The sequence below is a fragment of the Bradyrhizobium sp. AUGA SZCCT0182 genome, assembly GCF_018130185.1.
In the GTDB taxonomy this organism is placed as follows: Bacteria; Pseudomonadota; Alphaproteobacteria; order Rhizobiales; family Xanthobacteraceae; genus Bradyrhizobium.
Genome location: NZ_JAFCLY010000060.1, coordinates 20,250 through 41,367, shown reverse-complemented (window position 1 = coordinate 41,367; position 21,118 = coordinate 20,250). Strand labels below are relative to the sequence as shown.

General features: G+C 64.7%; 14 protein-coding genes. 10 read left to right on the top strand and 4 right to left on the bottom strand.

From position 1 onward, the window contains the following. The first annotated feature begins 121 nt into the window (after nucleotides 1–121). From JQ611_RS37745 to JQ611_RS37735, 3 genes are all read left to right on the top strand, one after another. Entirely contained in the window at nucleotides 122–1,255 is a 1,134-nt protein-coding gene (locus tag JQ611_RS37745) for an ABC transporter permease (RefSeq protein WP_212391629.1), read from the top strand. Between the two features lie 2 nt (nucleotides 1,256–1,257). Next, nucleotides 1,258–2,028 (top strand): ABC transporter ATP-binding protein, encoded by a 771-nt coding sequence (locus JQ611_RS37740; protein ID WP_212264242.1) that lies wholly within the window; start codon nucleotides 1,258–1,260, stop codon nucleotides 2,026–2,028. A gap of 115 nt (nucleotides 2,029–2,143) precedes the next feature. Next, a complete protein-coding gene (locus JQ611_RS37735; protein ID WP_192737742.1) occupies nucleotides 2,144–3,055 on the top strand; it encodes an MlaD family protein in 912 nt (303 codons plus the stop codon). 230 nt (nucleotides 3,056–3,285) lie between these two features. On the opposite strand, the gene JQ611_RS37730 is transcribed toward JQ611_RS37735, so the two are convergent. Then, nucleotides 3,286–9,240 carry a negative regulator of septation ring formation gene (locus JQ611_RS37730; RefSeq protein ID WP_212468320.1) on the bottom strand — a complete coding sequence of 1,985 codons (5,955 nt, stop codon included), beginning with the start codon at nucleotides 9,238–9,240 and terminating at the stop codon, nucleotides 3,286–3,288. 387 nt (nucleotides 9,241–9,627) lie between these two features. Here JQ611_RS37730 and JQ611_RS37725 point away from each other — a divergent pair, with 387 nt between their 5' ends. Both JQ611_RS37725 and JQ611_RS37720 read left to right on the top strand, forming a co-directional pair. Next, on the top strand, nucleotides 9,628–10,005 hold the full coding sequence (locus JQ611_RS37725) for an Hpt domain-containing protein (protein ID WP_212468329.1): 378 nt from the start codon (nucleotides 9,628–9,630) through the stop codon (nucleotides 10,003–10,005). Between the two features lie 142 nt (nucleotides 10,006–10,147). Continuing rightward, nucleotides 10,148–10,468, top strand: coding sequence for a 2Fe-2S iron-sulfur cluster-binding protein (locus tag JQ611_RS37720; RefSeq protein ID WP_212264246.1), 321 nt, complete (start codon nucleotides 10,148–10,150; stop codon nucleotides 10,466–10,468). A gap of 26 nt (nucleotides 10,469–10,494) precedes the next feature. On the opposite strand, the gene JQ611_RS37715 is transcribed toward JQ611_RS37720, so the two are convergent. Together JQ611_RS37715 and JQ611_RS37710 are read right to left on the bottom strand one after the other, a co-directional pair. After that, on the bottom strand, nucleotides 10,495–11,601 hold the full coding sequence (locus JQ611_RS37715; protein ID WP_212468319.1) for a S9 family peptidase: 1,107 nt from the start codon (nucleotides 11,599–11,601) through the stop codon (nucleotides 10,495–10,497). Next, nucleotides 11,601–12,056 (bottom strand): thioesterase family protein, encoded by a 456-nt coding sequence (locus JQ611_RS37710; protein ID WP_212468318.1) that lies wholly within the window; start codon nucleotides 12,054–12,056, stop codon nucleotides 11,601–11,603. Before JQ611_RS37710 ends, JQ611_RS37715 begins: the two co-directional genes overlap by 1 nt. A 179-nt stretch (nucleotides 12,057–12,235) precedes the next feature. Here JQ611_RS37710 and JQ611_RS37705 point away from each other — a divergent pair, with 179 nt between their 5' ends. From JQ611_RS37705 to JQ611_RS37695, 3 genes are all read left to right on the top strand, one after another. Then, nucleotides 12,236–13,264, top strand: a complete 1,029-nt coding sequence (locus JQ611_RS37705; protein WP_212264249.1) for an NAD(P)/FAD-dependent oxidoreductase — start codon at nucleotides 12,236–12,238, stop codon at nucleotides 13,262–13,264. 134 nt (nucleotides 13,265–13,398) lie between these two features. Continuing rightward, nucleotides 13,399–14,661, top strand: a complete 1,263-nt coding sequence (gene urtA / locus JQ611_RS37700) for an urea ABC transporter substrate-binding protein (protein ID WP_249133779.1) — start codon at nucleotides 13,399–13,401, stop codon at nucleotides 14,659–14,661. 181 nt (nucleotides 14,662–14,842) lie between these two features. After that, complete coding sequence (locus tag JQ611_RS37695; protein ID WP_212468317.1) at nucleotides 14,843–15,454, top strand: DUF2147 domain-containing protein; 612 nt, start codon at nucleotides 14,843–14,845, stop codon at nucleotides 15,452–15,454. Between the two features lie 163 nt (nucleotides 15,455–15,617). Here JQ611_RS37695 and JQ611_RS37690 read toward each other — a convergent pair whose 3' ends face one another. After that, complete coding sequence (locus JQ611_RS37690) at nucleotides 15,618–17,570, bottom strand: hypothetical protein (protein ID WP_212468316.1); 1,953 nt, start codon at nucleotides 17,568–17,570, stop codon at nucleotides 15,618–15,620. Between the two features lie 607 nt (nucleotides 17,571–18,177). Between JQ611_RS37690 and JQ611_RS37685 the strand changes: the two genes are divergently transcribed. Beyond that, entirely contained in the window at nucleotides 18,178–20,085 is a 1,908-nt protein-coding gene (locus JQ611_RS37685; RefSeq protein ID WP_212468315.1) for a hypothetical protein, read from the top strand. A gap of 70 nt (nucleotides 20,086–20,155) precedes the next feature. Continuing rightward, a complete protein-coding gene (locus JQ611_RS37680) occupies nucleotides 20,156–21,070 on the top strand; it encodes an autotransporter outer membrane beta-barrel domain-containing protein (RefSeq protein WP_212468314.1) in 915 nt (304 codons plus the stop codon). Nucleotides 21,071–21,118: the final 48 nt, after the last annotated feature.

Sequence of the window (21,118 nt, the reverse complement as noted above, 5' to 3'; positions counted from 1 at the left end):
GAACCGCGCGCTTGCTCGCCGCAACCAACTATGGCTGGTTAGGGACAGATTCTACAAGGCAATGCGGCGTGCCGGACCATACCTTTTGCATCATTAGCGGGCGGGCCAGGGGGCGGGCATCGTGAGCGCAGACCCGACACTGGAGCGGATAGCCCAGGGCAACGGGCTTGCGCTGTGCGCTGCCGGTTCGTGGACGGCCCGCTTTGCCCCGGTGCTCGAGAAAATGGTGGCCGACGCCGAGAAGCTTCGCGGCAGCCGCCCGAACATCTTCATCGACGTCTCGCAGGTGTCGAAACTCGATACGTTCGGCGCTTGGCTGATCGAACGGCTGCGCCGTAGCCTGACCGAGGGTGGCATCGAGGCCAAGATCGCCGGCCTGTCGGCGAATTATTCAAGTCTCGTCGACGAGGTGCGCCGGGTCAAAGCCGAGCCTGTCGTCCAGGCCCGTTCGGTGACGATCACGGGCATGCTGGAGCAGATCGGGCGCAGCGTGGCCGGCGTCGGCGGCACCCTGGTTGGATTGATCGAGATGCTCGGCGCGGTGCTGGCAGCGGCCGGCCATGTCCTGATTCGTCCCCGCGGTTTCCGCCTGACCTCCACCGTGCATCATCTGGAGCAGGTGTGCTGGCGCGCGGTGCCGATCGTGGTGCTGATCACGTTCCTGATCGGTTGCATCATCGCGCAACAGGGCATTTTCCACTTCCGTCAGTTCGGTGCCGATATTTTCGTGGTCGACATGCTCGGCGTGCTGGTGCTGCGCGAGATCGGAGTGCTGCTGGTGGCGATCATGGTGGCAGGCCGTTCGGGCTCGGCCTACACCGCCGAACTCGGCTCGATGAAAATGCGCGAGGAGATCGACGCGCTGCGCACCATGGGTTTCGATCCGATCGAGGTCCTGATCCTGCCGCGCATGCTGGCGCTGGTAATGGCGTTGCCGATTTTGGCTTTCCTCGGCGCGATGGCCGCGCTCTATGGCGGCGGCCTCGTGGCGTATCTCTATGGCGGCGTCGAACCGGAAGCCTTCCTGCTGCGGCTGCGCGACGCCATCTCGATCAATCATTTCATCGTCGGGCTCATCAAGGCGCCGGTCATGGCCGCGGTGATCGGCATCGTGGCCTGTGTCGAGGGGCTTGCGGTGCAGGGCAGCGCCGAATCGCTCGGACAACACACCACGTCGTCGGTGGTGAAGGGAATTTTCCTGGTCATCGTCATGGATGGCGTGTTCGCCATCTTCTTCGCATCGATCGGAATGTGACCATGGTGGGCGAGATTTCCGACGCCATCATCCGGGTCCGCGACATCACCGTGCAGTTCGGCAAGACGCGGATTCTCGACGGGCTCAATCTCGACGTGAAGCGCGGCGAGATCCTGGGCTTTGTCGGCCCGTCGGGCGCGGGCAAATCCGTGCTGACGCGCACCATCATCGGCCTCGTGCCCAAGGTCGCCGGCCGCATCGAAGTGTTCGGCGTCGATCTCGACAAGGCCTCTACGGCCGAGCGGCGCGGCGTCGAACGGCGCTGGGGCGTGCTGTTCCAGCAAGGCGCGCTGTTTTCCTCGCTTACCGTGCGGCAGAACATCCAGTTCCCGGTGCGCGAATATCTCAACCTCTCGCAGCGCCTGCTCGACGAGGTCATGGTGGCCAAGCTCGGCATGGTGGGCCTCAAGCCCGAAGTCGCGGACAGGTTTCCGTCCGAGCTTTCCGGCGGCATGATCAAGCGCGTGGCGCTGGCGCGCGCGCTCGCGCTCGATCCGGAACTGGTGTTCCTGGACGAGCCGACCTCGGGCCTCGACCCGATCGGCGCCGGCGATTTCGACGAACTGGTCCGCACCCTGCAGCGTACTTTGGGGCTGACCGTTTTCATGGTAACCCACGACCTCGACAGCCTTTACACGGCTTGCGACCGTATCGCCGTTTTAGGGAACGGTAAGATCATTGCAGCAGGATCAATTGCCGACATGCAGGCCTCGCAGCATCCATGGCTGCAGCAATATTTTCACGGCAAGCGCGCCCGCGCTGTGATGGGCTAGAGCGTTTTCGAGCGAAGCGGGTACCGGTTCGCGTGAAGAAAACGCGTCAAAAGGATAAAGTCGGGCGCCTGGTTCTGATCAGAACCGAGCGTCTAGTACCGGAGTAATTCGAGTTATGGAAACGCGGGCGAATTACGTCCTGATCGGTGCCTTCACCCTGGCGGTGATCGCGGCGGCGTTCGGCTTTGTGCTCTGGTTCCAGAGTCTGCACACCACCAAGGCGCGCAGCCCGCTGCGGGTGATTTTCGAAGGCCCGGCGACCGGCTTGCGCAATGGCGGCAGTGTCAATTTTAACGGTATCCGGGTAGGCGAAGTTGTCCGCGTGAAGCTGGACAACCCGCGTCGCGTCGTCGCACTGGCGATGGTCGAGAACAACGCCCCGATCCGCAAAGATACCCTGGTCGGTCTCGAATTCCAGGGGCTGACCGGCGTGGCTGCGATCTCGCTCAAGGGCGGCGAGGAGGGCGCGCCTCCCGTGCCGCTGGACGAGGACGGCGTTCCGGTTTTGACCGCCGATCCGGCCGCGTTGCAGGACGTCACGGAGTCGATCCGCGCCACGTTGCAAAACGTCAACCGGATCGTTGCCGACAACCAGGAGTCAGTGAAGAACTCGCTGCGGAACCTCGAGACCTTTACCGGAGCGCTCGCGCGCAACTCCGAGAAGATCGACAACGTCATGCTCAAGGTCGACGGCGTCATGCTCAAGGCCGACAATCTCATGCTCGGCCTCAACACCATCGCGGGCGGTGCCAACGGCGGCGAGTTGAACCTGATGGTGAAGTCGATCCGCGAACTGGCTGACGATCTCGACAAGCGCACGGGCGCGCTGATTTCCGATGGCCGCCGGACGCTCGCCGACATCAGCCGTGCCGTGAACAATTTCGACCGCAATCCGAGCCGGGTGATTTTCGGCGGCGGCAACAACGCCGCGCCGGCAGAGCCCGCGGCAGCACCGCCGCCGGCCAGGCCCGCCGCGCCCAGACCGCCTGCCGCGGCGGCAGCACCGAGCGGGCAGAAGCGGCAGTAGGGCGCGAATACGGAACGGGGAGTCGCGACGAGAGATCGCCGCGAAAGCCGTCATTGCGAGCCACCGGCTCGCGCGAATACGCGCCTGATGACAGGCTCCGCGAAGCAATCCATCTCGCGGCGTTGAAGAATGGATTGCTTCGTCGCTTTGCTCCTCGCAATGACGCAAAACAAAACGGAGGCCGTGAGGCCTCCGTTTCCATTCGCTACTCGCAGTTCGCTATTCGTCCGTTACCCCAGCCGTCCCGCCGCATGCGCGAGCAGGGTGTAGACGAGGCCGGTCTCCGAGGTCAGGTGGCCGCGCAGCGCCTGCGGACCGCGATCCTCCCGCGCAACTTCGTCGAGCAAGCGTTCGAACTCGGCGATGTAGCGGTCGACCGTCTGCTTGAAGGCACGGTCGGCGCGGTACTTGCGGGCGACCTCATCGAACGCCTTCTGGCCGGCGGGCGTGTAGAGCCGCTTGGTGAAGGCCTTGCTCTCGCCGCGCTGATAGCGATCCCACATCTCGGCCGCGAGATTGCGATCCATCAGCCGGCCGATGTCGAGCGACAGCGATTCCAGCGGATTGGCCGGGCCGCCTTGCGGCGCGCGCGGGCGGGGAGCCTCGCGTCCGCTCGGACCACCGGCGTCGGTGCGGCTGAGCAGGTCGGACAGCCATCCGTCGCGTCCACCGTCCTGACTGCTCGCCGGGCTGACCGGCGGGGCTTCGGTGCGGCGCGTCGCCGGCATGCCGAGATCCGGCGGCGGCAGGTTCGATGCGCTGCCGGTGTCGCGCATGCGCACGTCGTTGCGGCCGCCGCTAGCGGCTGCTGCCATCACCGGTTCTTCCTGGCGTTGCACGCTGGCGCGGCTCGTCGTCATGACGTCGAGGCCGCGGCCGTGATGGGCGACGATCCGGTTGAGTTCGGCCAGCGCCTCGATCTGGTCGACGATCACCTTGCGCATCTGCGCGGTGTTGTCGGCGGCCTCCTGCGGCATTTCGAGCACGCCGCGGCGCAGTTCGTTGCGGGTCGCCTCGAGCTCGTGATGCATCTCGGATGCCATCTGCTTCATGGCCACCACCATGGCGCCGAACTTCTCGGTCGACTGCTTGAACATCGCGTCCGTTTCGGCGTTGCTCTGCTGGTACAGTTCGTTCATGGCGTCGATGGTCTGGTGCCGCTCGTTTTCGGCTGCGACACGAACCGCTTCGAACTGCCGGCTGATCGCGGCAGAACCGGCACCGGCGGTTTCCGCCACCACGCGGGCGATGTCGCGGGCGCGTTCCTCGGCGGCGGCAAGCGATTCATCCAGCAAGCCGGTGAAGCGCGACAGCCGCTGATCGAGGTCGGTGGTGCGCAAATCGATGGTGGTCACCAGCGATTCAAGTTGCGATTTGCGTTCGGCGACAGACGTCGTGGTGGTGCGGTTGGCCTGTTCGACCGCCGTGGCGGCATCGACCAGCGCCTTGCCGTGGGTTTCGAACTCGCTCGACAGCGAGCCGAGATCCTCCAGCGCCTTCGAGGTCTTGGTGTTGAAGGTGGTGAGCTGGTCTTCCAGCGTCTGGGTCGCAACGCCGTTGCGCGAGGTGACGTCGTTCATGGCGGACACGAAGTCGGCCACGCGGGTCACCAAAGCGCGCTCCAGCGAGTTGAGGTTGTCGTGGGCGCCGGTCAGCACTTCCTGCAGCAGGATGTTGCCTTCACGCAGCCGCTCGAACAGCGCGACGGTGTCGGTGCGCAGGATCTTGCTGGTCTCCTGCATTTCGGTGACGGCCGCGATCGAAACCTGACGCGACTGGTCGATGGCCGAACGCGACGACTGCTCGAGATCCTTCAGCGACTTGGCCACCGCGCCGGTTGCCATATCGCCGGCGGAGGTGATCGTGCGGGCGACTTCCGAGCCATGGGTCGCCATCGATTGCGAGAACGCCTGGCCCCTGGTCTCGATCGACTTCAGCGAGTCGGCGGTGACGCGGTCGAGCTCGGTCGTGAGCTGGGTGGTCTTGGCGCTGAGCGCTTCGACCAGCGAGCCACGGCGGCTGTCCACGATCTGCGCCAGACGATCGGTCTGCTGCTGGACATAGGTGACGATTTCGTCGGTCTTGCCGGTCATCGTCGAGCCGAAATTGCTGCTGGCTGACAGCACCGAGCGTTCGATATCGGCCGAGGTCGTCTTGACCTTGGAGCTGACTTCGTTCGAGGCGGCGACGAGCGCACTCTGTGCATTCTGCGCGCTGGCCTGGATCGCGTTCTGCGCAGTCTGCGCCGTGGTCTGGATGTTGTCGGTGGTGGCGGCGGTGACCGCAGCGAGCGAACGCTCGATGTCGCTGGCGATCGCCTTGATCTGGCTTGCGGCGTCGGCCGAGGTCGCGGCGAACGAGCTCTGCGCTTCGCGCGCGGTGCCGAGGATCGCGGCGGCGGTGCCGGCGCCGACCGCGCTCAGCGTACGTTCGACATCGATGGCCAGCGACTTGACGTGGTCGGCGGCTTCCGTCGACGCGGTGGAAAGCGCGCTCTGCGCTTCACGGGCGCCTGATGTGATCGACTCGGCGGTGGCATTACCTGCCATCGAGAGCGAACGTTGCATGTCGGCGGCCAGCGACGCGACCTTGGTCGCGACGTCAGTCGATGCCGTGAGGAGGGTGTTCTGGGCTTCGCGCGCACCCGACGTGATGGCTTCGGCAGTGGCCGTACCCGCGGCAGACAGCGAACGCTCGACATCGGCCGTGAGCGACTTGACCTGGCTGGTTGCATCCGTGGAAACGGTGACGAGGGTGTTCTGGGCTTCGCGTGCACCCGACGTGATGGCCTCGGCTGTGGCGGTACCGGCGGCCGAGAGCGAGCGTTCGACGTCGGCAGCGAGCGACTTGACGTGGCTGGCTGCATCAGCGGACGCGTTGATGAGGGTGTTCTGGGCGTCGCGGGCACCGGCAGTAATCGATTCGGCGGTGGCGGTGCCGGCGATCGACAGCGAGCGCTGGACGTCGGCGGCGAGCGACTTGACCTGGTTCGCCGCATCCGTGGACGCGTTGACCAGCGTGCTCTGCGCCTCGCGGGCGCCGGCGGTAATCGATTCGGCGGTGGCGGTGCCGGCGATCGACAGTGAGCGCTGGACGTCGGCGGCCAGCGACTTGACCTGGTTGGTGGCCTCCGTGGAGGCCGCGATCAAGGTGCTCTGGGCTTCGCGGGCGCCGGTCGTGACGGCTTCGGCCGTGGCGGATCCGGCGGCCGACAGGGCACGTTCGACGTCTGCGGCGAGCGACTTGACCTGGCTTGCCGCGTCCGCGGACGCCGTAACCAGCGTGGTCTGGGCCTCGCGGGCGCCGGAGAGCACCGACGCAGCGGTGGCGTTGCCGGCGGCCGAGAGCGTGCGCTCGACGTCGTCGGCCAGCAATTTGATCTGGGACGCAGCTTCGCTGGAAGCCGAGACCAGCGAGGTCTGGGCCTCGCGGGCGCTGGTGAGGATCGAGTTCGCGGCACCGGTGCCGACGGCGGTGAGGGAGTTTTCGACCTCGGCCGATGTCAGCCTCAGCTGGGCGCCGACATCGGACGAAACCGTGAGCAGCGCCTGCTGCGCGGTGCGCGCGCCGGTCTGGATGGTTTCAGAGGTGTTGACCACGAGGTTGGTGAGCGAGCGCTCGGCGTCCTCGACGTGCGACCTGATGCCCGAGGACAGCAGTTCGGCGCGGGCCATGAGGTCGTCGCTGGCCTGACGGCCGCTGCTTTCGATACGGCCGGCCACGGCTTCGACGCGCGAGCCGAGCAAATCCTCGAACTGGGCGACGCGCATGTCGATGTCGGTGGCGATGGCGCCGACCCGGGTTTCGATACCCTGGTGGATATCCTGGAACCGCGCCGCGATCGTGTCGGTCAGATAGGCGCTGCGGCCGTCGATGGTCTGGGTCACGCTGGTGATGCGCTGGTCGACGGCTTCGACTGCCTGTGCGGTGCCAACCGTCAGCGACGTGGTGACGTTGGAGAGGCGCTGGTCGATGGCTTCGACCGCTTGGGCGGTGCCAACCGTCAGCGACGTGGTGACGTTGGTGAGGCGCTGGTCGATGGCTTCGACCGCTTGCGCAGCGCCAACGGTCAGCGACGTGGTGACGTTGGTGAGGCGCTGGTCGATAGCTTCGACGGCTTGCGCGGCGCCAACCGTCAGCGACGTCGTCAGGTTGGTAAGGCGGGAGTCGATCGACTGGATGGCCTGCGTGGTGCCTCCGGTCAGCGACGAGGTGAGTTCGGTGAGACGCGAGTCGATCGAGTGGATCGCCTGCGCGGCACCGTCGGTCAGCGAACTCGCCAGTGTGCCGAGGCGATCATCGATCGTCTCCGTGACGGACCTGGCGCGGGTGTCGAAGGTCTGCTCCAGCGCTTTCAGGCGGCCGTCGACGGTCTCGTCGAACGACCTGATCTTGGTGTCGAGCGAGTTGTCGAGATGGTTGACGCGCGTGCTCAGCGTGGTTTCGAACTGCAGCAGGCGCTGATCGAGCGAGGCGGTGATCTCGCCGCTGTTGGAGATCAGGCGGGTGTCGAAGGTATCGACATAGTTCTTCAGGCTGTCGGCGATGTCCTGCGTCCGCTGGCCCATGCGTTCGACGATCTCGCCGCCGAAGGTTTTGACGGTGCGGTCGAATTCGGAGATGTGACGGGTGATCAGGGCGCCGAGCGTGCCTGAGTCGCGGGCGAATTTCTCGACCAGTTCGCTGCCCTGGTTCTGCACCAGTTCGTCGAACGCGCTCATCTGCAGCGAGAGGCTGTCATGCGCGGTCTCGGTCTGGCTGACGACCTTGGCGACCAGCGAGTTCACGGTCACGTCGAGCGCGTCGCTAGCCTTGTCGCCGGAGGTCATGATGCGGGTCGCCAGGCGGTTGCCGGCCTCGTCGATCTTGCTGACGAGATCGCCGCTGCGCAGTTCGAGCTCGAGCAGCAGCGAGTCGCTGGAATTCTTCAGGGAGTCGTGGACCTGTTCGGTGCGGTCGGAAATGCCGTCGACGATGGTCGAGGAACGCTGCTCGAACTCGCCGGTGATGCGGTCGATGCGCTCGTTCAGCATCTCGTGGACGCGATCGGCCAGATCGACGAACTCGTCATGGACGTGGCCGGTCTTGAAGTTGAGGCTGGTGGTCAGCCGTTCCGAGGCGTCGAGCACGGCGCGCGTGGTCTCGGCGCTGGCTTCCTCGAGGCGGTCGAGCAGGTCGCCGCCGCGCTCACCGAGCGCGAGGATCATGTTGTCGCCGGCATGGCTCAAGGCGGTGGTGATGTGGGCGCCGCGTTCTTCCAGCGCGCCGGTGATGCTTTTCGCGACTTCGTCGACGCGCGAGGCGATCGCGTCCGAGATCAGCGCGATGTCGTGGCGCAGGTCGATCTGCACGCCGGAAATGGCGCTGCGAACCTGCTCGGCCTGGCCGACCAGGTTGTCGCGCTGATGGGCGATGTCCTGCAGCAGCGCGCGGATGCGCACTTCGTTGTCGGAATAGGCACGCTCCAGCGCCGCGACTTCGTTGGCCACCAGCGTTTCCAGTTCGCCGGCGCGCGCGATCGCGCGTTCGACGCCGTCGCCCATGGCAGCTACTTCGCGGCGGATCGCCTGGCCGACCGTCACCATCGAGTCGGAGGCGGCACCTTCGGGCTCGGAGAAGCGGATCGCGACCTGCGCCATCGATTGCGCGATCATCCGCATTTCCTGGCCGCGCCAGGCAAGGCTCGCGAGGAAATAGAACAGCAGCACCGGCGCAAAGAACAGCGCGGCGAGGCCGCCCAGCACCAGCACGCCGCCGCTCTGTCCCATTGCGGCCTGCAGCGAAGGCAGGAACGCGGCGGTCAGCAGCGCGCAGCCGACGATCCAGACGCCGGCGAACACGGTGGCAAGCGTATAGACGCCGCGGGCAGGGCGGCCCTTCTGGATTGCCTGCAGAATCTGTCCGATGGTTTCGCGGTCATCGTTGGCGGCGCGGCGCGGGGCGCGCGGCTCTTCGATCGGATCGAAGACCTGGCGGTCGCCGCCAGAACGCGTATCAACGCGCGTATCGAACGGGGTTTCGGAGTAGGGCGGGGGCGCGGACGAAATGCTTGATGGCGAAAGGTCGTTGTTGCCGATCGAATTGCGATTGGGATCGACAGTGGTGTCACTGATGTTCAGCGCTTCCTGAATGGCGGAAAGCGCGACTTCGGTGGGATCTTTGACCTTCTTGGGATTGTTCGCCATGTTCAGTCGAGCCCTCTTACTTTTTTACGCGTCCAGCTGGTCTTGCAAACGCCCCCGCAAGCCCAAACCGGATCTTTGCCCCCACACGGACCGCAGCCGCGCCCCGTCGGCGGCTTGTCCGCTACATCCGCAAACATCCTATTGGTTGAGTGATGCGAATGAAATGGCCGCGATTAAGACATTCTTAATCATCGTTAACAGCTTTGTGGCTTAAGGCCTTACGGATACTCGAAATTCCCGTGGGAGACTGTCCTTTACGGCAACTCCTCGGCGAAAAGTAGGCGAAGTTGCGGCAATTCCGGTGAACGTTCCATTAACCAGTTTCGTGATTGGGTGGCCAAAACGGCCCTGCCTGGATCGGTCCGGCGGGGAGATGTGGGTCAGGCCATGCCGCTGCACCTTGAACGGATACAATGGATGCCATCGCCGCCGCTCGCTCCCGATGACGGTCCGATCGATTTCGAACACCTTAAGCGGATGACGCTTGACGACGCCGGCCTCGAACAGGAGGTGCTGGCGATGTTCGCGGCCCAGTCGGCCAAGCTGATGGCCATGCTTGCCACCGTGCCGGCAGATGCCGATGCGCTGGCCCATACGCTGAAGGGCTCGGCTCGCGCGATCGGCGCCTTCGATGTGGCGGAAACCGCCGCCCGGCTGGAGGCGGTTCTTGCTGATGGCGCCGATCCGTCCCGGCTTGTTGCCGAACTCGGCGAGGCCATTGCGCGGGCGCGGGCGGCGATCGAGGCGACTCTGCGCCGGTCCTGACGCGGACCTGCGGTCTGACGCCCGACAAACCCCCGCCAAATTAGCCCCTTAGGTTTTCGTCCCGACCGCTAGCGCTGTGCGGATCGACCCGTTATAGGACTGCCGGGGACCCTCCTACCGTATACCGGCAGCACGAGCGATCATGGCCAAAATCCACTTTGTCGACCATTCCGGCGAAACTCGAACCATTGAAGTCGAAAACGGCGCGACCGTGATGGAAGCCGCGATCCGCAACGCCATTCCGGGCATCGAAGCCGAATGCGGCGGGGCCTGCGCCTGCGCGACCTGCCACGTCTATGTCGACGACGCCTGGCGCGAGAAGGTCGGCTCGCCCACGCCGATGGAAGAGGACATGCTGGATTTCGGCTTCGACGTACGGCCGAATTCGCGCCTGTCGTGCCAGATCAAGGTCTCCGACGAACTCGACGGCCTCGTGGTCTCGACGCCGGAACGGCAGGCATAGAGCCTGGTCCAGCTCTGCTGGATGGTTCAGCGCGCTCCGGCGCGCTCCTTTTCGACCAGTTCCTCATCGACCGCATAAGCCGCGCAGTCGGCGGCAGCCTTTGCGCATGCGGCAAGGGCCGCCTCCCGCGCCACGACGGCCGACCGCTGCCCGGCGCGGTAGCCAAAGCTGCCGGTCGGGGACACCGCAAATGCCTTGTGAGGGCTCGCGGACAAATAATCTGCAAAGGCTGAACGGCCTTTTTCACCCAACCGGGGCGGCGGCGAAAGCGCTGCCGGAAGCGGTGCTGCGGCCAGTTCCCGCGTTCCCAGATTCTGCTGGTGCAGGAAGCGATCGACCATCGGGGTCCATAGCGCAATGCCCCTTGAGAAGAGCGTGTGCCCGTCGTCGCGGAACGCAGGGGCGTCGATCAATTCGGCGCGGCCGCCGGCGCCGGTGAATGCCGCGTGCATCCGGTGGGCGAGGTCGGGGCGAAAGAACTTGTCGTTCTCCGCATAGATCCACAGCATCGGAATTCGCGACGTCCGGCCCAGAGCCGCAAATGCCCGGACCAGTGCCGCCTCGTCGCAGACATCGTCATCGGCACGTGAACCGCGACCGCCGGCGAAGCTGATTGCGGCGACGAGGCCGGGCGGCGCAGTGGCGGCGAGCGCGATGCTGGCAAAGCCGCCCGCCGAGGAGCCGACCGCGATCATGCCGCTGGTGGACACGTCGGTGCGGTCCTGCATGGCCCGGATCGCGGCGGCCAAATCTTCGGCAGACGCCCGGGCCGATCGCAAATAATCACGATTGGCGCAGCGACCGTTGCTCTCGGCATATCGGCCGCCGGAGTCGCCATAGCCTCGCCGCATCACGACCAGCGCTGCGAAACCGCGCCGCGCGAATTCGATCGCCTGCCGGTACATTCCATATGGCGACATGGTGGCTCGCGCGGTGTGATCGCGCGGTGCGCCGTGGCTGATCAGCGCCAGCGGAAAGCGTCCGCTGCCCGATGGCCGCACCAGCATTGCCTCAAGGCCCGCCGTTTCCGCAGCCGCCATCGGAATGCGCAAATCCTCGCGATAAAATCCATCGGCCGCGGCGGGCTGCATCGTCGCGGAGACGATCAACACCGCCAGCAGCGCGACGCGCATTATCGTCCGTCCATTCCGCGCCGCAGCCAGCGCTGGAAGTTTCCGATGATCTCCTCGGTCAGCGGTGTCGGCTTGCGGGTGGCTTCGTCGAGCAGCACCGATACCGATTGTGCCGAGGCAATGCATGTGCCTTCGGCAAATACCACCTGGTCGAAGGTCACGGAGGTGCGGCCGAATTTCACCACCCCTAGTCCCATCTCGATGGTGCCGGGCCAGCGCAACTCGGCGCGGAAATGCATGTCGAGCCGGACCATGATCCAGGTGACGCCGTGCGGCATCAGCCCGTAATTGCGATCCTTCATCAGCGTGACGCGGCCGGTTTCGAAATAGGTCGCATAGACCGCGTTGTTGACGTGCTGGTTGGGGTCGAGGTCGGCGAAACGCACATTGTCGGTCAGCCGGTAGGGGAAATCCTCCAGGCGCGGCGTTGAATCGAGGCGGGCAGGGGCGTTCACGGGGCGGTCTCCGAACGTTTCACGTTGTTACAGCCCAGTTACCCTGCTCCGGCAAGGGGTTGAGGCGAAGGCCACCTGCCATATTATGGCTTTCCTGTTCCACCGGCGTTGGCTAGACAGACGCTGCCCCAGAAGCGCCGCCCAGGCCATCGGCGCGGTCCAACCGAAAAGAAGCTGAGATGAGCGAAGCGATCAAAACCGATGTGCTGATTATTGGTGCAGGTCCTTGCGGACTGTTCGCCGTGTTCGAACTGGGCCTCCTTGATATGAAGACGCATCTGGTCGACATCCTCGACAAGATCGGCGGCCAGTGCGCCGAGCTCTATCCGGAAAAGCCGATCTACGACATTCCCGGCATTCCTTTTGTCACCGGCCAGGGCCTCACCGACGCGCTGCTGGAGCAGATCAAGCCGTTCAATCCGACCTTTCACCTCAACGAAATGGTGGAGACGATCGAGAAGATCGGCGATCCGCTCTTTCGCGTCACCACCGACGCCGGCCAGGTGTTCGAATGCAAGGTGGTCGTGATCTCCGCGGGCGGCGGCTCGTTCCAGCCCAAGCGCCCGCCGGTGCCGGGCATCGAGGCCTATGAGGGCACCTCGGTGTTCTACGCGGTGCGCAAGATGGAGCAGTTCCGCGACAAGAATATCCTGATTGTCGGCGGCGGCGATTCCGCACTCGACTGGACGCTCAATCTCCACCCCATTGCCAAGCGCGTGACGCTGTTGCACCGGCGCGATGATTTCCGCGCCGCTCCGCACAGCGTCGAGCAGATGCGCGCACTGGTGGCTTCCGGAAAAATGGACCTGAGGATCGGTCAGGTCACCTCGCTTGAAGGCGAGGGCGGCAAGCTCTCGGGCGCCATGATGAAAGGCAACGACAACGCGGTCTCGAAAGTCGAGTGCGATACGATGCTGCCGTTCTTCGGGCTGACCATGAAGCTCGGACCGGTTGCGAACTGGGGCGTTGCGCTCGAGAACAACCTGGTGCCGGTCGAAACCGCCGCCTTCGAGACCAATGTATCGGGCATTTTTGCGATCGGCGACATCAACACCTATCCGGGCAAGCTGAAGCTGATCCTGAGCGGATTCCACGAGGGCGCGCTGATGGCGCAGAAGGCGCACCGTTACGTCTACCCGGACAAGCGCCTCGTCTTCCAGTACACGACCTCGTCATCGAGCCTGCAGAAGAAGCTCGGCGTCAACTGACAGCCGGCGCATCCGACGAAAGTGTTTGACTAAGAGTTCGACTGACGTTCATTTACAGCAGCGCCCCTGAGCTGTCCCATTCGGAGAGCACCGTGAAACGTTGGTCGAACCGAGTGAGGCGGTGCGCGGTCACCTTGTTGTTGTGCGTCCTGCTGCCGGCGGCGGGTAGCGCCGTTGGTGGCGAGAGTTCGGACGACACCATCAAGGTCGGCGTCCTGCATTCGCTTTCCGGCACCATGGCCATCAGCGAAACCACGCTGAAGGACACCGTCCTGTTCCTGATCGACGAGCAGAACAAGAAGGGCGGCGTGCTCGGCAGGAAGCTCGAGGCGGTCGTGGTCGATCCGGCGTCGAACTGGCCGCTGTTTGCGGAAAAGGCCCGCGAGCTGATCACCAAGGACAAGGTCGCCGTCGTATTCGGCTGCTGGACCTCGGTGTCGCGCAAATCCGTGCTCCCGGTGTTCAAGGAGCTGAACTCGATCCTGTTCTACCCCGTGCAATACGAGGGTGAAGAGAGCGAGCGCAACGTGTTCTACACCGGGGCGGCGCCGAATCAGCAGGCGATCCCTGCGGTCGACTACCTGATGAAGCACGAGAAGGTGAAGCGCTGGGTGCTGGCCGGCACCGACTACGTCTATCCGCGCACCACCAACAGGATCCTCGAAGCCTATCTGAAGTCGAAAGGCGTCGCGCAGGAAGACATCATGATCAACTACACGCCGTTCGGTCATTCGAACTGGCGGACGATCGTGGCCGATATCAAGAAATTCGGCTCGGCCGGCAAGAAGACGGCTGTTGTCTCCACCATCAACGGCGACGCCAATGTTCCCTTCTACAAGGAACTCGGCAACCAGGGCATCAAGGCGACCGACATTCCGGTTGTCGCGTTCTCGGTCGGTGAAGGCGAACTCGCCGGCATCGACACCAGGCCGCTGCTCGGCTATCTGGCCGCCTGGAACTACTTCCAGTCGATCAAGGATCCGGCCAACGAGAAGTTCATCAAGGCCTGGCAGGCCTACACCAGGAATCCGAAGCGCGTGACCAACGATCCGATGGAAGCGCACGTCATCGGTTTCGAAATGTGGATCAAGGCGGTCGAGAAGGTGAAGTCGACCGACGCCGACAAGGTGATCGACGCGCTGCCGGGCATCGAAACTCCAAATCTGACCGGTGGTATCGCGAAGATGCTTCCGAACCATCACATCACCAAGCCGGTGTTCATTGGTGAAGTCAAAATCAATGGTCAGTTCGACGTGGTGTGGAAGGCACCGGGCCTGGTGGCCGGCGATGCATGGTCGAACGAACTCGAGGGCTCCAGGGACCTGATCGGCGACTGGGTTGGCAAGAAGTGCGGCAACTACAATACCAAGACCAACAAATGCGGAGGCAGCCATTGAAGCCGGTTTGCGTATCGAGCCGGTTCCTGGCTCTTGCCGGTGATGATTCCAACGAAAATATGACCGAATGGCCGCGGCTCGTTCGCCGCGGTCTCGCGTTCGTCCGTCCAGGCACTGGAACCGTCCGCGAAATGGCCTTAGTCTGCGGCCATTCATTTTGTGAATTAGTCAGGTGATGACGATGCGAAGTGCGCTTTCTGTGGTTCGACTGATATTGCCGATCGTGATGGGGCTTGCGTTCGTTTGCGAACTTGCTGCGCAAACGGCGGAGCCGTCGGCCGCCGGGCTGTGGCAAAAGGTCGAGAAGGGCAAGCCGGTCGGATGGTTTCTGGTGGTCGATCGCGACGGCATCTATGAAGGCGCGTTTGCCAAGCTTTTTCCTGAGCCGGGCGATGCTCCCAATCCGGTCTGCTCAAAATGCACCGACGATCGAAAAGATCAGCCGTGGCTCGGGCTCTCCTTCATCCGCGACATGAAGCGAGACGGACTGAAATACGAGAATGGCAATGTGCTCGATCCGCGCGATGGCAAGATCTACAAAGCCAAGATGACGGTCAGCCCCGACGGACAGACTTTGACCATGCGTGGCTATCTCGGCTTCTCGCTATTGGGCAAGGATGAGATCTGGACCCGGCTGCCGGACTCCTCGATCGCTTCGCTCGATCCGGCCATCATCGCGAAATATCTGCCGGCACAGGCGGCGGCGATGAAGCAGCCAGCTCCGAAAGCGCCTGTCGCAAAGAAGACGACGGCGCCCGCGCCTGCACCTGGAGCACCTGCCCCCGCGCGTTGAGCAAAACTGCTGGAGGAGATGATCCGGCAAAGCATGCCCTCGGGCCACGACCCGATGGGCGGCACCGGTTGTCCCTTGCGACAAACGCGAAACGTTTGCGCGGAGATCACGCTCAACCAAAATGATAGAGCGGGATGACGATCCGAAGAAAAGTCATCGAACGCTAACGCGTCCCCGGCAATGCCGGGATCGGCGATACCGGCTGCGAAATCACTTCAGGCACGGCGGCATCCAGTTGCAGCACGGCGGCTGCGGCCGGCAGCGCCGCGTCCGCCATCGCGGCGTGGCCTTCGGCGGTGGGATGCACGGCGCCGCCATACACCGCCGACAGAACCCCCCAGGTCGCGTCGTGGATGTCGGCAGGCTGCTGCGACGACGGCAAGCCCAGCGGATAGGTCATTGCCGCGAAGTAGCTGTCATTGGCGTCGCGGATCCAGCGCGCGCGCGGCAGATAGGCGCGATATTCGCCGGCGCTGCGGCCGCACAGCATTGGCTGGCCGGCGGCGGTGACGATGTCGGGATCGAAGCTCTCGCCGCGGGCCGAGAAACATTGGCGATCGAATTCGGGATCGCTCTCCGCACGCGCGCAGAAACCGTGGTTCGCAAACGTCGCCTGATGCGCATCGACAAAGGTCATGCGGTCGGCGCGCGGGTTGCGGCACAGGATGCCGGATTGGCACAGCGCGAGCGCCTTGAGCTGCGGCAGGAATTCGCCCTCGACAAAGTTCGAGACGGCGGCGAGCCGCTGCGGCTCGGCGTTGAACGAGGGGTGAATGTCGAAGCCCGCCCGCCCGCCGGGACAGGGCGCGCCGTTGTTGGCCAGCGTCGGGTTGGCGTAGGAGGTGTAGACCACGCGCGACATGTCGCCGACCAGCGGCTTCAGCGCCTCGCGCAGTTTTGCAAATCCTTGCGGCAGCTCGCGCATCAACGCGCCGCGTGCCTCCTCGACCGATGCCAGCACGCCGCTGCGCCGGAACAGCGCGCGCTCCGTCGCCGTGTCCACGATCACGTCGGCGACGAGCCCCGAAAAATAAATGTCGTTGGCGCCGACAGACAGCAGCACCAGATCGAGCTTGCGGTCGGGCTGGCGGCTTTTGGCCGCCGTAACGGCCTCGCGCAATTCAGTGAGCTGCGCGTTGACCGTGCCGCGGCAGCTGCCCGATTTCGACGGCGGGCAGTCACGGGCGCGCTGCGAGCCGAACAGGCCGTCGGCGATGGTGGCGCCGGTGCAGGCCAGCGGCAGATACGTCACCGCGATATGCGGATGTTGGACGGCGAGCGCCAATGCGGTCCGCGTCTGGTAGCTGTAGAGCGAGCGGTGGCAGGCTGCATTGAGCCAGAGCGCGCTCTGCCGCTGCCAGACGGCCATCGTATCCGGGGCTTCACAGGCCCGTCCGCCCTTATAGCCCGCGCGGCTTGGACGGTAATATTGTGAGGCGGCTGACCCCAGATAGGAGCGGAAGCAGAAGCCTTCATCTGACAGCGCGATAGGCCGGTCCGGATTTCCCTCGCCGGAGGCGATGCTGTCGCCGAGGCCGGCGATGAAGATGTCGCGCACCGAGATCTCGGTGGCGACGCGCTGGCCGCCGTCCGAGCCGGCGGAGACATCGACGCTGGCAACGGTGGTGCGGCCATAGCGGACCCTGTAATTGACCGGCTCGGCGCAGTCGAAAGTGGATCCTTGCGGTCCGTCGCCGTCGTCGAACGACCAGGCGCAGGTGGCGCCGACCGGCACCTGTCCCGTCAGGCGGACGGTGATGGGATGATCGACCGGCGTCAGGTAGCTTTCCTTGACGTTGTCGCGGGTGCAGGGCTCGCTGACGCGGCCGGCCAGATCGATGCAAAGCCGGTTCACGGTGTTGCGCGCCCAGCCACGGCCGTCGCTTTGCAATCCCAGCACCTGTTCCGCCGCCAGAATGCTGCGGCCGCGGCCGCTTTCGGTGTGCAGCTGAAAATCCCGTTCCTCGCGGAACAGGCGGAAACGGTTGCGGACCTCCCAGGAAATCTGCATGGCGCCTTGGGCGATTTGCGCTTCCGCAGGGGGAGGCGATAGCACCGCCAGCGCGCCGGCGAGCAGCGCGCCTGATACTATCGATCGAGGTAGAATTCCGGCCATGGCGCGTTTGACGTTAGCGGTAAGGCAGAAATAAGAGAATGAGGCAGCGCTAGCTCAAAAGACCATATGACGCAGATAACGTCGCTGTTACCGGCATGTGGCATCGGGCGGGCGCCGTCAGTTGAACCATTTCCAGGACCGGGCGGATCTTGACCGGTTGCCGCCGCTTCCCGGCTGCGTTCCAGACCTTGCCCGGCACGAGCTTCGTCATCGACGGCGCCGCCGCGTCGCGCGATGCAGCGCTCGCCCCGGCGCGGTGAGGGCAGGGGCATCGCCCACTTTTTCCGCAGCTCACGAAGGCCGCCGTGACGCGTCATTGGCGCGGATTTTGTGACACCTTCTCATTCAGCGCAGGGCACGCCCGGCAATTGTGTCACCCCTGCCACAGGTCCCCGTGATTGTGCAGCCGCGCCCGGCGCTTGGGAGTTCCGGCCATTGCGGCCACTGGGCATCTCTCTAACAGTGATCTGCCCGGAACGGTGTCCGGTGGCGGGATCGTACGATTCGGCCGGAATCGGGACTGGGAATGGGAATGAGCATACTGGCGCTAGGTGGCGCGCGAACCCGGCGGCTGGCATCGCTGCTGGGGGGGACGGCGCTGGTCAGCGTGGCGGCGCTGTCGATGTCGGTCACCGACGCGAGCGCGGCGTGCACGACGCTCTTCACGGGCGTCGTGGATTGCCTCGCCAATACAACCACCACCAACAACACGAACACCAATGGCGCCACGAACCCGTCCAGCGACCGGGTTCAGGAATTCAACAACTTCACCAACATCACCTCCACCATCGCCGCGACAGTCGACGGCTATGGCCTCCAGCTCTCGCTCACCAACGCCGGGTCCAACTCCATCGGCGTCATCAACAGCGGCACCGTCACGACCAATCAGAACGTCAATGCTCTGGAGCTTAATGGCAATGGCGCGCTGGTCGGCTATATCGGCACCGGGACGGTCTCAACCACCACCGCCGGCGGCGGCAATGCCATGGCGTTTACGAACATCGGCGCCGGCGGCGTCACGGTCATTAACAACGGCGTCTTCAGCTCGGTCAGCAATTACGGCCTTTCGATCGACACGACGGGGGGCAGCACCGGCACCATCACCGTTACTGGAACCGGCACCATCTCCGGCGGCTTCGGCGGCATCTACGCAGCGGCAGACGGTGTCGCCACCGTCGATATCACCAGCGCCGGAGCTATCTCCGGCGGCAACGTTCCCAACGGCATCGGCATCTTGGCCGGCTCGGGCGGAGGCAATGTGCTCGTTGCCACCGGGAGCACCGTCTCCGGCTTCGACGCCATCATCGCAAACACCAGCGGCACCGGCACGATGACGGTCACCACCGGCGGTGCCATCACCGGCACCTCCGGAGTCGGTATCAGCACCGTCGCGGTTGACGGCGCCACCACGATCGATGCCGGACACGACGTGACCGCCGGCAGCGTAGCTATCCGGACATTCGGGAACGGCAGCGGGCTGGTCGACATCAATCATACTGCCGGGACCATCACCGCCGGAACGGAGGGGATCGCTGCATCACAAACCGGCAGCGGCGCCATCGACATCAGCCAGACCGGCGGTGCGCTCAACGCCACGAACAGGGCGGTACTCGCGTTGATGACAGGCAGCGGCAACGTGATCGTCTCGCTTACCGGCGGCACGGTCGGCAATGTCAGCGGCAATGTCGTCAATACCTCGGCCACGACAGGAACGACCACGATCACCAGCGATGTTAACCTCACCTCGACCGGCGGTAGCGGCATCAGCGCGACGTCGACGACGGGCACGATCAACGTCAATGGATCTGGCGCCATCAGCGGCCTAATCCGCGGCGTCGAGGCAACGGCAAGCGGCGCCGGCAACATCAATGTCACGAGCTCCGGAGCGATCGTCGGTGGCGCTGCCAGGGGAATCCACGCGCAATCGACCGGCGGCAACGTGCTCGTCGCGACCGGGAGCACCGTCTCCGGCGCCGACTACGGGATAGTGGCTTTCAGCAACGGCAGTGGCAGTGGCACGGTGACGGTCACCACCGGCGGCGCGGTCACCGGCACGAGTCTGGCGGGTATCCTCACCAGTGCGGTGAACGGCACCAACTCAGTCAATGTCGGCCACGACGTGACGGGCGGGTTCTACGCTATCTTTTCGACCGGCAACGGCAGCGGACTGATCGACATCAATCACACCGCCGGGACCATTGCCTCCGGAACGATCGGTATATTCGCTCAACAAACCGGCACCGGCACCATCGACATCAGCCAGACCGGCGGCGCGCTCAACGGCACGGGCTACGCCGTAGCCGCTGAGATGCAGGGCGGCGGCAACGTGATCGTCTCGCTCACCGGCGGTACGGTCGGCAATGCCAGCGGCGATGTGATCGGTACTATCGCCACCACGGGCACCACTACGATCACCAGCAACGTCGGCCTTACCTCGACCGGCGCAGGGCGCGTTCCAGCTCGGCACCGGTTATCTGTCGCTGCTGACCGACCCGTTCTCGACCAATCGCGTTAGGGCCGATGGCGCTATCGGGTTCGCGCAAGAGCCTTCCTCAGGGCGGCCGTCCTCGGCGCTGCCATCATCGGTGCGCTCGGCCTTTGCCGCCTACACCAAGGCGCCGCCCGCGGCCTATGCGCCGCGCTGGGACATCTGGGGCGCGGCGTTCGGCGGCGCCAACCAGACGCGCGGCGAGGCGGTGGTCGGCAGCAACGATATCTACACGCGCGCCGGCGGCGTCGCAGCCGGTGCGGACTATCGCATCTCGCCCAATGCGCTGATCGGCCTCTCGCTGGCCGGCGGCAACATCAACTGGTCGCTGACCGGCAACGGCGTCACCGGCGGCGGCAACAGCGATACCTTCCTCGCCGGGCTCTATGGCAAGTACAACGCCGGACAGGCCTACCTGTCGGGCGCGCTGACTTACGCCAACTACTGGACCTCGACCAACCGGACCGTGACGGTGGCGGGCCTCGACCAGCTCAAGGCCGACTACAACGCCCGGGCCTTTGGCGGCCGCATCGAGGCCGGCTATCGCCTGCCTGTGGCTTACGCCAACATCGTCTGGACGCCCTATGGCGCCGCGCAGGGCCAGAGCTTCAGCACGCCTGGCTACGGCGAGACCGCGGTCACGGGCTCCAACCAGTTCGCGCTCAACTTCGCCAGTCGCATTGCGACCGCCTTTCGCGGCGAGCTTGGCGTGCGCCTCGACAAGACGATGGCAATCGACAATGGCAGCCAGCTCAACCTGTTCGGCCGGTTCGCCTATGCGCATGATGCGATCAGCAATCCCGCGGCGGCGGCCAACTTCACCACGCTGGGTCTCGGGGCGGCCCCGTTCACCGTTTACGGCGCGAGGCCCTCGCGCGATCTCGCACTGACGTCAACAGGTGCGGAGTGGCGGCTTGCCAACGGGGTCTCCTTCCTCGCCAAGTTCGACGGCGAGTTCGGCGATCGCTCGCAGACCTACACGGCCACGGGACGCCTCCGCTATACCTGGTGATGATCGTCAGCCCGTTTCCGGCTTCGGAGTGCTTCGGCCGCAGCCGTA